Source organism: Pseudomonas migulae NBRC 103157, assembly GCF_002091715.1.
GTDB classification, from domain to species: domain Bacteria; phylum Pseudomonadota; class Gammaproteobacteria; order Pseudomonadales; family Pseudomonadaceae; genus Aquipseudomonas; species Aquipseudomonas migulae_A.
On the sequence record NZ_BDAG01000047.1, the window covers coordinates 1 to 12,305 of the forward strand.

At 60.8% G+C, this 12,305-nt stretch carries 9 protein-coding genes; all 9 read right to left on the reverse strand.

Going from position 1 to position 12,305, the window contains the following annotated elements:
- A partial coding sequence (locus PMI01S_RS26460) for a DUF748 domain-containing protein (protein WP_084323074.1) occupies positions 1 to 2,927 on the reverse strand: 2,927 nt, incomplete at its 3' end.
- 93 nt (positions 2,928 to 3,020) lie between these two features.
- The gene (locus tag PMI01S_RS26465; RefSeq protein ID WP_084323047.1) at positions 3,021 to 4,037 is read right to left on the reverse strand and encodes a class I SAM-dependent rRNA methyltransferase; all 1,017 of its coding nucleotides are present in this window, start codon (positions 4,035 to 4,037) and stop codon (positions 3,021 to 3,023) included.
- 158 nt (positions 4,038 to 4,195) lie between these two features.
- Positions 4,196 to 5,068 carry an oxygenase MpaB family protein gene (locus PMI01S_RS26470; RefSeq protein WP_084323075.1) on the reverse strand — a complete coding sequence of 291 codons (873 nt, stop codon included), beginning with the start codon at positions 5,066 to 5,068 and terminating at the stop codon, positions 4,196 to 4,198.
- 163 nt (positions 5,069 to 5,231) lie between these two features.
- A complete protein-coding gene (gene acs, locus PMI01S_RS26475; protein WP_084323048.1) occupies positions 5,232 to 7,169 on the reverse strand; it encodes an acetate--CoA ligase in 1,938 nt (645 codons plus the stop codon).
- Positions 7,170 to 7,337: 168 nt separating this feature from the next.
- The gene (gene pgi, locus PMI01S_RS26480; RefSeq protein ID WP_084323049.1) at positions 7,338 to 9,002 is read right to left on the reverse strand and encodes a glucose-6-phosphate isomerase; all 1,665 of its coding nucleotides are present in this window, start codon (positions 9,000 to 9,002) and stop codon (positions 7,338 to 7,340) included.
- A gap of 221 nt (positions 9,003 to 9,223) precedes the next feature.
- Entirely contained in the window at positions 9,224 to 9,604 is a 381-nt protein-coding gene (panD, locus tag PMI01S_RS26485) for an aspartate 1-decarboxylase (protein WP_084323050.1), read from the reverse strand.
- A 188-nt stretch (positions 9,605 to 9,792) separates the two neighbouring features.
- Positions 9,793 to 10,653: a pantoate--beta-alanine ligase gene (gene panC, locus PMI01S_RS26490; protein WP_084323051.1), complete on the reverse strand. Its 861-nt coding sequence runs from the start codon at positions 10,651 to 10,653 to the stop codon at positions 9,793 to 9,795.
- The gene (gene panB / locus PMI01S_RS26495) at positions 10,650 to 11,450 is read right to left on the reverse strand and encodes a 3-methyl-2-oxobutanoate hydroxymethyltransferase (protein WP_084323052.1); all 801 of its coding nucleotides are present in this window, start codon (positions 11,448 to 11,450) and stop codon (positions 10,650 to 10,652) included. Before panB ends, panC begins: the two co-directional genes overlap by 4 nt.
- Before the next feature lie 367 nt (positions 11,451 to 11,817).
- Positions 11,818 to 12,303 carry a 2-amino-4-hydroxy-6-hydroxymethyldihydropteridine diphosphokinase gene (gene folK / locus PMI01S_RS26500; protein WP_084323053.1) on the reverse strand — a complete coding sequence of 162 codons (486 nt, stop codon included), beginning with the start codon at positions 12,301 to 12,303 and terminating at the stop codon, positions 11,818 to 11,820.
- Positions 12,304 to 12,305 lie beyond the last annotated feature (2 nt).

Genomic DNA, 12,305 nt, shown 5'->3' on the forward strand with positions numbered 1-12,305 from the left:
GTCACCACCTTGCCGTCACTTTCCGCTTCGCCGAGGCTGGCGTCGATGAAATAAACGCGGTCATCGGCCAACTGACCCTTGTCGACCAGATAATCCTTGATGCTGCTGGCGCGATCCTGGCCCAGTTGGCGCAACAGCACGTCGCTGGTACTCCAGAACTTGATCACCTCTGCGCGCATTTTCGCAGTGCGTTCTTCCTTGCCCAGATCCTTCCATTCGGCGGGCGGCTGGGTTTTCAGGCGGATGCGATAGATGCCTTCCAGCAGTGGGCCTTTCTCGCTGTCCGGTACTTGCAGCAACGAAGCCTGCGCCGGCACCTTGTCGCCGCGACGCTGGAGTATTTTGTAGTAGTTGTACTGGTATTCCCGTTCCAGGCGTTGCTCGGCGAGCGGCGGGCCATCGCTGCTGGCGGCAGCGGTGCCTTCGATTTCCAGGCGCAGGGCCGGGCGTTCCTTGAGGGCCTGGGACAGCTTGACCAAGGAACCCTCGGCTTCCGTGCTCAGGTCGCTGGAACCCGGCGCGAACGACACGGTGCCCAGGTCTTCCGAGCCACCGCCACTGACCAGCCCGCCGATCATTTTGAACGGCGCGGCGGCGGCCTTGACGATCAGGTTGCGCAGCGTCTGCCAGACAATCGGCATGACGCTGAACTGTGGATTGTTGAGGTCGCCGGTGACCGGCAGTTCGATGGAAATCTTGCCGTCGACGTCCTTGAGCAGGGCAATCGCCAGTTTCAGCGGCAGGCTGACCGCATCCGGGCTGTCGACCTTTTCACCGAGCTGCAATTGCTCGACCACCACTTTGTTTTCAGCCTTGAGCTGACCTTTGGTGATCAGGTAATGCAGGTCGAGATTGAGCCGTCCCTTGCGGATACGGTAGCCGGCGAACTTGCCGGAGTAGGGCGTCAGCGTGGTCAGCTCGACCCGTTTGAAACTGGTGGCGATGTCGAGGCTGGCCATTGGGTCGAACGGATTGACCGAGCCCTTGATGGTCACCGGTGCATAACGATCGACCTTGCCTTTGATGTTCACGGTCGCCGGTTTCGCCTGACGGCTGTCGATGGTGCCGATCTGGCCGTTGAGCTGTTGCACGGCAGTGGCGAAGTTTGGGGTCAGGCTGAAGTCGGCAAAGTTGGCCGAGCCGTCATTGATGGCAATCCCGCCAATGTGGATGCCCAGCGGTTTGTCCTTGCTGGCGGCGGGTTTGGCCGCGGCCGTTTGCGCACCGGAGTCGGGCGGTTGCGGGATCAGCAAGTCATCGATGTTGGTGGTGCGATCATCGTTGATCATGAAGCGCACATAGGGTTGGAACAGGTTGATCCGGTCGATCGACAGGCTGTCGCCGTGCTGATAATTCAAGCCTTCGACCATCACCTGCTGCCACTTGAGGAAGTCGCGGGTTTTCAGGGTATCGAGGGTGTGCAGCTGATCGATCTGCGCGCGACCTGTCACGCTGAGCGCCAACGGCTCGGTGCTTTTCAGGTTGACCGCCAGGTCGCTGCCGAGCATGCCGCTGCGCAGTTCGAGGCGAATGAACGGGTTGATATAGGACTGGGCAACCCGCAGGTCGATGTCCTTGGTCTGCACGTTGAGCCTGGCGCTGACCGGGGCCAGATTGACCTCGCCATCCGCGGTGATCCTGCCTTGCTTGCCCACGCCGGTGTCGAGCTTGAGGGTAAAGGGCGAGCCATTGAGGCTGTCGAAATTCTGCAGGTCCAGGTTCAGCGGGTTCAGGTCCAGCGTCACGGCGGGTTGCGCTTTTCGATCTGCCAGGTGCACCTGGTAATCGCGCAGTTGCACGTCTTTGAGCAACACCTGCCAAGGCTTGCTTGGCGCGGCAGGGGTTTTCGGCGAGTCCGCGGCTGCTGGCGTGTTGACAGGTTCGGCTTTGGCTTTCGCGGCTTCCTTGGACGGCTGGCTGGCGAACAGCTTCTGCCAGTCGAGCTGGCCGTCAGCTTCAAGCGCCGCCCAGGTTTCCAGTTTATTGCTGCGGATCTTGCCGACGACCACTTGCTGTTTGGCCAGGTCTATCGTGGTGTCGGTGATGTCCAGTCGCGCGAGTTTGGCCAGCGGTCGACCATCCGGGGCTTTGATGGCGAAAGGCGCGACGCTGACCGCGACGTTGCTCAGCAGCAGTTCGGTTTCCTTGGACAGGTTCAGTTTGTAGTCGGTGCTCAGGTTCAGCACGCCGTTTTCCAGCACCAGCGGCAGCGCGTCACGCACATAGGGCCAAAAGGCTTTCATCTGGCCGTCGGTGATTTTCAGCTTACCTTCGGAGGTGATCGGGATCAGGCTGAAATTGCCGGTCCAGTCGATCTGCCCACCGTTCGGGCCGATGGCCACAAGGGTCATGTCGGCGCTGTCTTCGGGCAGGGTGCTGAGGTTTTTCAGCTCGAAATCGAGTTTGTCATAGAGGAACTCGATAGCCTCGCTGGGACGGTCATCCTTGAAGTGCACGGCGCCGTCGGCCAGTTTGATCCGCTCCACGCGCAGCGGAAACGGTTTGGCGTTCGGATCGGCCGGCGTCGGCTCGCTTGCCGGCAATTTGAACAGGCCGAGCAAATTGAGTTTGCCGTCCTTGCCGAAGAGGATTTCGGTCTTGGGTTTGTCCAGTTCGATATCGGACAGATGCAGCGCTTTGGTCCACAGGCTGTCGATCTGCAGGTTGGCGTACAGGCGTTCGAAGCCGACCTGTTCCTTGCCCGGCTCGCCGATGATCAGGCCCCACAGCGTGACTTCAAGGCTGAAGGGGTTGAGTTCGATTCGCTGAATGGTCGCGGGCGTCGTGGCGTAGTTGGCCAATTGCTGATTGGCAACCCGCAAGGCGATACCCGGCAAAATCAGAAACCCCAGCAGGCTGTAGAGGGCCAGAGCAGTCAACAAGGCGCCGATAGCGCGGATCAATCCTTTGTGCATGTGTGGCTTCATCTGTCTGAATCGGAGTGCGTTGGAGTATGGCACGCGAATCCGGTTCCGAAGCTACCCCGCGATATAGGATTTATCTGAAAGTTTCCTTGGGGTTCAGAGTTGCAGGATCAGGGTTTTCAGCGGTGGCTGTTGATCCATGGACGGGAAATCGCCGCCCGGTTTCATCACCGTCCACTCGCGCACCGGTCGCCCGGCTTTCTCGGCGCAACGCAAAACCTGTTCGCGCCAGTCGTCCATGCTGACTTTTGCCAGGTTGTTGCAGCAGATCAGCACGCCATTGTCGGCGGTGGTCAGCAGCGCGGGTTTGAGCAGGCTTTGGTAGTCGCGCAGCAGGTCGACGGTGCCGAAAGCGCTCTTGGCCCAGGCCGGTGGGTCCAGCAACACCAGGTCGTATTGGCGTTGTTCCAGGCGTTGATAGCTCGGCAATTTCTGCCCGCGGCGCTGGCTGATGGGCAGGCCGGCGAGTTGGCGAATGGCCGGGAAGTAATCGGACTGGATGAACTGCATGGTCGGCAACTGCGGATTGAGCAGACCGTTTTCGCGGCCGACCGCCAGATTGCCCTCGGCGAAATCCAGGTTGCACACTTCGCTGGCGCCCCCGGCCGCAGCGCTCAGGCCGACGCCGCAGGTATAGGCAAACAGGTTCAGCACGCTTTTATGCTTGCTGTGCTCCTTGACCCAGCCGCGGGTGTTGCGCAGGTCGAGGAACAGCAGCGGGTCCTGACCGGCGTGGCGGCCACGGACCCGGTAGTTCAGGCCCCATTCGTGGCCGACCAGATCTTGCAGGGCGGCTTCGTCGGCGCGGTAAACAGTGTCTTCGCGGTCGATGCGCGAGTTGCCCCGGGAGCGGTCGTTGTAGACCAGCAGGGTCTCGAAGCCCAGGTGTTGATTGATCGTCTCGTGCAGTTGCAGCAGGGCATCGCGCTCCAGTGCCTGGTGAAAGCTCTGCACCAACAGCTGCGGGCCGTAGCGGTCGATGGTCAGGCCGCCCGCGCCTTCCTGGCTGCCATGGAACAGGCGATAGCAATCGGTGCCTTGCTGGTGCAGTTCGGCAAGCAGGTCCTGGCGATGATCGAGGGCGGCGCGCAGCGCCTGATTCAAGGAAGACATGCTGGGCGCCTTGCAGGAGGGAGGGAATTTGGCGCGGGAGTTTAACAGCTTGCGCGGAACCTGTAGGAGCCGGCTTGCTGGCGATGGGCGCAATACGGTTCATCCTGACGAACCGCGTTATCGTTCATCGCCAGCAAGCCGGCTCCTACAAATATGAGTCAGGTCAATAATCCCATCCGCCGCTTCGCTCGATGCACCGAGCCATTACGCACGGCCCAGCGCAGCATCGGCGCGCTGCGGTTGATGCTGGCACGGATCAGCGTGCGTTGCAGCGGACTCTGGCGGATGCCCAGCATGTCACTCGCCCAATCCGGCAGCAGGTCGATGCCGGCCTGCATCATCAACCCGCCGAACGGCTTGGCCAGACGGCTGGGGGCCGGGGCGTTCAGCAACAGTCGCAACACTTCGCGACTGCGATCGTCGCACAGCAATTGCGGGCGAATGCGCTCAAGGTAATCGGCTATTTCCTGTCGCGAACGGGGCACATCACGAGCACCGAGTCGCTCGGCGACCAAGGCGATTTCATTGTAGTAACGGTCCTGATCGGCTGCAGACAGGTGCGGATTGCGGTAACGCAAATGCGCCCCGAGAAAATTGCTGACCTCGGCGACGTGCACCCACGTCAGCAGATCGGGATCGCTGGCGGCGTAAGGCCGACCGTCGGGCGCGGTGCCGGTCACTTGCAGGTGGATGGTGCGCACTTTCTCGATCAGCCAGTCGGCATCTTTGCGCGAGCCGAACGTGGTGCCGGAAATGAACTGCCCGGTGCGGCGCAAGCGACCGAGCATGTCCTCGCGAAAATTCGAATGGTCCCAGACCCCGGACAGCGCCAATGGATGCAGGGCTTGCAGCATCAGCGCGCTGATACCGCCGATGAGCATGCTGCTGAAGTCGCCGTGAACCTGCCAACTCACCGAATCGGGACCGAACAGACCGGGGTCACCCTTGGGGTTTTCCAGGTCGAGCTTGCCGAGAGACAGGCCAGAGAGGCTCATGACCTGGGTTTCGATGCGGCTGCGGATGAATTCCATGGCGACTCGATTGGCGAAAAAAGGGTTGTCATCGCGCATTGTCCCCTTGTAGGAGCCGGCTTGCTGGCGATAGCAAAATGTCAGTCGCCATCAATGTCGACTGACACAACGCAATCGCCAGCAAGCCGGCTCCTACAAGGGATATTCCAAAGCTGCGCGTACGTTATTGATTCAAGCGTTTATCGATCAGATCCTGAACCACGCTCGGATCGGCCAGGGTCGACGTGTCGCCCAGACTGTCCAGCTCATTGCAGGCGATCTTGCGCAGAATCCGTCGCATGATCTTGCCCGAACGGGTTTTCGGCAAGGCCGGTGCCCACTGGATCAGGTCGGGTTTGGCGAAGCTGCCGATCTCCTTGCTGACGTGGGCCAGCAGTTCTTTCTTCAGTTCGTCGGTGGGCTCGGTGCCGTTCATGGGCGTGACAAAGGCATAGATGCCCTGGCCTTTGACGTCGTGAGGGTAACCGACCACGGCGGCCTCGGCGATGCTGTCGTGCAGCACCAGGGCGCTTTCGACTTCGGCGGTGCCGATGCGGTGGCCGGAAACGTTGATCACATCGTCGATGCGCCCGGTGATCCAGTAGTCGCCGTCCTCGTCGCGGCGGGCGCCATCGCCGGTGAAGTAGTAACCGGGATAGGGTTTGAAATAGGTATCGACCATCCGTTGTGGGTCGCCGTAGACGCTACGGATCTGCGCCGGCCAGCTGGACTTGATCGCCAGCACGCCGCTGCCGGCGCCTTTGATTTCCTTGCCCACTTCGTCTAGCAGCACCGGTTGCACACCGAACATCGGTTGCGTGGCGCAGCCGGGTTTGATCCGCTGCGCGCTGACCAGCGGGCTGAGCATGATGCCGCCGGTTTCGGTCTGCCACCAGGTATCGACAATCGGGCAGCGCTGTTCGCCGACGGTATTGAAGTACCAGTCCCACGCTTCCGGGTTGATCGGCTCACCGACGCTGCCGAGTAATCTGAGGCTCGCCCGGGACGTTTCCTTCAACGGTTCGGGGCCTTCGCGCATCAGCGAGCGCAGGGCGGTAGGGGCGGTGTAGAAGATGTTCACGTGGTGCTTGTCGATGACCTGCCAGAAGCGTGAGCTGCTCGGGTAACTGGGCACGCCTTCGAAGATCAGCGTGGTCGCGCCGTTGGCCAGCGGCCCATAGACGATGTAACTGTGGCCGGTGACCCAGCCGACATCGGCGGTGCACCAGAAGACTTCGTTGTCGCGGTAATCGAGCACGTACTTGAAGGTCATCGCCGCTTGCAGCAGGTAACCGCCGGTGGTGTGCAGCACGCCTTTGGGTTTGCCGGTGCTGCCGGAGGTGTAGAGGATGAACAGCGGGTCTTCGGCGCCCATGGGCTCTGGCGGGCAATCGTCGCTGACGTCGCGCAGGGCCTGGTGATACCAGAGGTCACGGCCTTCGACCCAGTTCACTTCACCCTGAGTGCGCTCGACCACGATCACGGTGCTGACGTCCGGACAACCTTGCAGCGCCTTGTCGACCTTCTCTTTGAGTGGCACGAATTTGCCGCCGCGCACGCCTTCATCGGCGGTGATCACGGTACGGCAGTCGGCGTCGAGTATCCGGTCACGCACAGAATCGGGGGAGAAACCGCCAAACACCACCGAATGCACCGCGCCGATACGCGTGCAGGCGAGCATGGCGTAGGCGGCTTCGGGGATCATCGGCATGTAGATGCACACGCGGTCGCCTTTCTTCACGCCACGACTTTTGAGCACGTTGGCCAGGCGACAGACGTTGTGATGCAGTTTTTTGTAGGTGATCTGGGCGGACTCGGCGGGGTCGTCGCCTTCCCAGATGATTGCGATCTGATCGCCGCGCTTTTCCAGGTGCCGGTCGATGCAGTTATAACTGACGTTCAGCTTGCCGCCGGCAAACCAGCTGGCTTCACCGGTTTTCAGGTTATAGCGCTGGACGGTATCCCACGGTTTGCTCCAGTCGAGAAAGCGTGAAGCCTGCTCGGCCCAGAATTCAGAAGGATGCTCGATGGACTGGCGGTACAGGCGCTTGTAGTCGTCTTGACTGAGTTGTGCAGCCCGGCGGACGGCATCGGCTTTGGGGAACGTGCTGATATCGAACATGACGGTTCCTTATTCTTGTTTTGCGACAAGAGGGGAGCTGCGCGACCCTCGTAGGAGCCGGCTTGCTGGCGATAGCGGCGTATCAATCGACTAAAACGTCAATGACACACCGCCATCGCCAGCAAGCCGGCTCCTACAAGGTTAGTACCCCGCAGGAACGGCGTCAGGTTACCCGCGGTGACGCCCGCGGAAGTAGTTGATCAACCCTTGGGTGGACGCATCGTCAGCCGGGGACTCTTCGCTGCCGACCAGGCGGTTATAGACGCCTTTGCCCAGCTCTTTGCCCAGCTCCACGCCCCACTGGTCGAAAGCGTTGATGCCCCAGACCACGCTTTGCACGAAGACTTTGTGTTCGTACATCGCCACCAGTGCGCCAAGACGACGCGGGCTGATGCGTTCGACCACCAGCGTGTTGCTCGGACGGTTGCCCGGGATCACCTTGTGCGGCGCGAGTTTCTGCACGTCCGCTTCGGCCATGCCCTTGTCACGCAACTCGGCTTCGGCCTCGGCGCGGGTCTTGCCGAGCATCAGTGCCTGGCTTTGCGACAGGCAGTTGGCGTACAGCCACTGGTGGTGATCGGACACCGGGTTGAAGCTGACGATCGGCACGATGAAGTCGGCCGGAATCAGTTGGGTGCCCTGGTGCAGCAACTGGTGATACGCGTGCTGACCGTTGCAACCCACGCCGCCCCAGATCACCGGGCCAGTGTCGGTGGACACCGGCGTGCCGTCCTGGCGTACGCTCTTGCCGTTGGATTCCATGTCCAGCTGTTGCAAGTGCTTGGTGATGTTACGCAGGTAGTGGTCGTACGGCAGGATCGCGTGACTCTGCGCGCCCCAGAAGTTGCCGTACCAGACACCGAGCAAGGCCAGCAGTACCGGCATGTTCTGTTCGAATGGCGCGCTCTGGAAATGCTGGTCCATGGTGTAGGCACCGGACAGCAGTTCCTTGAAGTTGGACATGCCGATAGCCAGGGCAATCGGCAAGCCGATAGCCGACCACAGCGAGTAACGACCGCCGACCCAGTCCCACATCGGGAAGATGTTTTCTTCGCGGATACCGAACGCCACAGCCGCCGCGTTGTTGCTGGATACGGCGATGAAGTGACGGTACAACTCGGCTTCCGAACCGCCCTGCGCCAGGTACCAGGCGCGAGCGGCCTGGGCATTCTTCAGGGTTTCTAGGGTGTTGAAGGACTTCGACGAAACGATGAACAGCGTGGTCTCGGCGCGCAGCTTCATGGTCAGTTCGTGGAACTCACTGCCGTCGATGTTCGCCAGGTAATGACAGCGCACGCCTTTCTGGGCGTAGGACAGCAGCGCTTCGGAGACCAGCTCGGGGCCGAGGAACGAGCCACCGATGCCGATGTTCACCACGTCGGTGATCGGCTTCTCGGTGTAACCGCGCCACAGACCGTCGTGGATGCGGCCCACGAGGTCGGTGATCTGGTTCAACACCTTGTGGACTTCCGGCATCACGTTGACGCCGTTGACCGACAACTTGTCGCCGACCGGGCGACGCAGCGCGGTGTGCAGGGCCGGACGACCTTCGGACGAGTTAACGATTTCGCCATCGAACAGCGCCTTGATCGCGCCTTGCAGATCGACTTCGTTGGCCAGGCCTACCAGCAGATCGCGGGTCTCGGCGTTGATCAGGTTCTTCGAATAGTCGAGAAACAGGCCGCAGCTGCTGAGGGTGAATTGAGTAAAGCGCTGCGGATCGGCATTGAAAGCTTCGCGCATGCTGAAATCCTGCATGGCTTGGCGGTGGTCATTCAGCGCTTGCCAGGCGGGCAGAGCGGTCACGTCGTGAGGAGTGCGGTAGTACGCCATCGCTGCGGGTTTCCTTTTTACTTGAACGGCCTTTTGAACACTAAAAAATCCCGGAGCGCTGTGGGTGGGCGTCCGGTCAACTGCGTCGACACGATTTCATGGCACAGGGCGAATACAGTAAACCTCGCGCTGCGATCTGTCTTGACTTTGTCTGACCCGTTCCCGGTACTTTTTTGTACATCAAGCAGGGAACGGTCCGACAAACGGAAGAGAAGTTTCGGTCAGGCAACCTGAACTGGAATGGCATTGCTGGTGTGGCTCAACTCGTTACCCGGCGCCATGTAGAGCATGCGCGGCTTGAAGTTGAGCAGCTCGGCTTCGCTGTAGTGAGCGTAAGCGCAAATGATCACACGGTCGCCGACCTTGGCCTTGTGCGCCGCGGCGCCGTTGACCGAAATCATCCGCGAGCCGGCTTCGCCACGAATCGCATAGGTGGTGAAGCGTTCGCCGTTGTCGACGTTATAGATCTGGATCTGTTCGTACTCACGGATGCCGGACAAGTCCAGCCATTCGCCGTCGATGGCGCAGGAACCTTCGTAATCGAGAACTGCGTGGGTGACTTCGGCGCGATGCAGCTTGGCCTTGAGCATGATGGCGTGCATGAGTGTTTCCCCAGGTCGGAATCGAACGGCGGGCAGTTTGCCCGAAGGCATTGTGGGCAGCAATACAGGGCGTGAGGGAGCTGCCCTCTGTAGGAGCCGGCTTGCTGGCGATGGCCTTACTTCGGTGTGGCAGATGCACCGCAGTGATGCCATCGCCAGCAAGCCGGCTCCTACAGGGGTCGTGATGTTCAGGCGGGCGCGTCGAGGTTCAGGTGCAGGTTGTCGATCAACCGCGTGGTACCGAGAAACGCCGCCACCAGAATCACCAGGTCACGATCTTCCGCCGTTGCCGGACGCAACGTCAGCGCATGCCGAATTTCCAGGTAATCGGTACGCAGGCCAGCAGCTTCAAGTTGCTGTTGTTGCGCCGCAATCAGCGCCGGATAATCGCGCTCACCCTGTTTAATGGCATCGGCAATCGCGGACAGCGTGCGATACACCACCGGCGCCACCGCGCGCTGTTCTTCACTGAGAAACCCGTTTCGCGATGACAAAGCCAGGCCATCGGCCGCGCGGACCGTCGGCTCGCCGATGATCTGGATCGGCATGTTCAGGTCATGCACCAGCGCGCGAATCACGGCCAGTTGCTGGAAGTCTTTCTGGCCAAAGATCGCCAGGTCGGGCTGAACCATGTTGAACAGCTTGCTGACCACCGTCGCCACACCTTCGAAATGCCCCGGACGGCTGGCACCGCACAGACCTTCGGACAGTTGCGGGACGCTGACGCGGGTCTGGCCGGCCATGCCGTCGGGGTACATTTCTTCAACGGTCGGCGCGAACAGCAAGTGACAACCGGCCTGGAGCAGTTTTTCCTGGTCTGCCGCGAGGGTGCGCGGGTACTTGTCGAGGTCTTCGCCGGCACCAAATTGCAACGGGTTGACGAAAATGCTCGCGACCACGAAATCTGCCCGTTGGCTGGCTTTGATAATCAGTGCGATGTGACCGCTGTGAAGGTTGCCCATGGTGGGTACGAAGGCAATGCGCTTGCCTTCGCTACGGGCGCGGGCCACGGCGGCTCGCAGTTCGCGTACGGTTTTTACGGTGTTCATGCAGAGAATCCGTGTTCGATACCAGGGAAAGTGGCTGCTTTGACTTCGCAGACATAAGCGCCAAGTGCCGCTTGAATGCTGGTCTGGCCGTTCATGAAGTTCTTCACGAATTTCGGCACCCGGCCTGTGATCGACAGACCGAGCATGTCGTGCAGCACCAGGACCTGGCCGTCGGTATCGCTGCCGGCGCCGATGCCGATCACCGGAATCCCCACGGCTTGGGTAATTTCCTGAGCCAGTTCACTCGGTACGCACTCGAGCAGCAGCATGGCGGCACCGGCCTGTTCCAGGGCGATGGCGTCGGCGCGCATCTGTCGCGCCTGGTTCTCGCTCCGGCCCTGGACTTTGTAACCGCCCAGAATGTTCACCGATTGCGGCGTCAGGCCCATGTGCGCGCACACCGGGATGCCGCGCTCGGTCAGCAGACGGATCGAGTCCGCCAGCCACAGCGCGCCTTCGACCTTGACCATGTGCGCACCGGCCTGCATCAACAGGGCACTGTTGCTCATGGCTTGTTCAGTGGTGGCGTAGGCCATGAAGGGCAAGTCGGCCAGGATCAACGCGTCGGTGTTACCGCGTTTGACGGCGGCGACGTGGTAAGCCATCTCGGCGGTGGTCACCGGCAGGGTGCTGTCGTGACCTTGCAACACCATGCCGAGGGAATCGCCCACCAGCAGCACTTCGACGCCAGCCTCATTGCAGGCGTGGGCGAAGGTCGCGTCATAGCAGGTCAGCATGGTGATTTTTTCACCTTTTTGCTTGAGACCTTGCAGAGTGGTCAGGGTGATGGCTGGCATGAAAAGTTCCTCATTCAGGCGCTGTGGAAACTACTGCGAGTAACGCGCGTGATTCTTCGTTAAATACAGGCGCACGGTCTGTTGTCGTGCTTTTAAGGCCTGGATTGCGCCCTTCAACGCCGCGTTGGCGGCAGCGGGACGCCTATAGTCGTGAGGAGAACTCGGGAAGTCAATTGCGTGTGTTACCGCGTTGTTACGCGTGGGGTGTTACCGGAGTAACTGATGCGATTCAGCAGCCGCAGATCTTATGCACGACACAAAATTAATGTGGGAGCGGGCTTGCTCGCGAAGGCGGTGGATCAGTCGGCATCAATGCTGAATGACACATCGCCTTCGCGAGCAAGCCCGCTCCCACAGTGGTTTTGTGTCAACTTTGAGGGAGGCGTTCCAGCCCGACGAACGGGCATTCCGCGAGTAATTCCTTGAGGCTGCGCCCATCCGCCAAACGCAAATCCGCCGGCGCCAATTCGGCCAGTGGATACAGAACGAACGCGCGTTCCTGCATATGGTAGTGAGGCACCTTGAGGCGAGGTTCATCGATCAGTCGATTGCCGAACAGCAGAATATCGAGATCCAGCGTGCGCGGCCCCCAGCGTTCCAGGCGTTTGCGGCCCTGACCGTTCTCGATGGCTTGCAGCGCATCGAGCAGCGCCAGCGGGGCAAGTGTGCTGTCGAGGGCGGCGACCGCGTTGGTATAACGCGGTTGGCCAGGCAGCAGCGAGTCGCTTTGATAAAACGCCGAAACCCCGACCAGTTCGGTCTGCGGCAACTGCTCCAGCGCCTCGACGGCGCTGCGCAATTGTTCGGCGGGGTCAGCCAGGTTGCTGCCCATGCCGATGTAGATGCGTTCCATGC

Bases quoted from the DNA above. Each gene is read 5' to 3' on its own strand.
- PMI01S_RS26465 (WP_084323047.1), bottom strand. From the start codon at position 4,037: ATGTCTTCCTTGAATCAGGCGCTGCGCGCCGCCCTCGATCATCGCCAG.
- PMI01S_RS26470 (WP_084323075.1), bottom strand. From the start codon at position 5,068: ATGGAATTCATCCGCAGCCGCATCGAAACCCAGGTCATGAGCCTCTCT.
- acs (WP_084323048.1), bottom strand. From the start codon at position 7,169: ATGTTCGATATCAGCACGTTCCCCAAAGCCGATGCCGTCCGCCGGGCT.
- pgi (WP_084323049.1), bottom strand. From the start codon at position 9,002: ATGGCGTACTACCGCACTCCTCACGACGTGACCGCTCTGCCCGCCTGG.
- panD (WP_084323050.1), bottom strand. From the start codon at position 9,604: ATGCACGCCATCATGCTCAAGGCCAAGCTGCATCGCGCCGAAGTCACC.
- panC (WP_084323051.1), bottom strand. From the start codon at position 10,653: ATGAACACCGTAAAAACCGTACGCGAACTGCGAGCCGCCGTGGCCCGC.
- panB (WP_084323052.1), bottom strand. From the start codon at position 11,450: ATGCCAGCCATCACCCTGACCACTCTGCAAGGTCTCAAGCAAAAAGGT.
- folK (WP_084323053.1), bottom strand. From the start codon at position 12,303: ATGGAACGCATCTACATCGGCATGGGCAGCAACCTGGCTGACCCCGCC.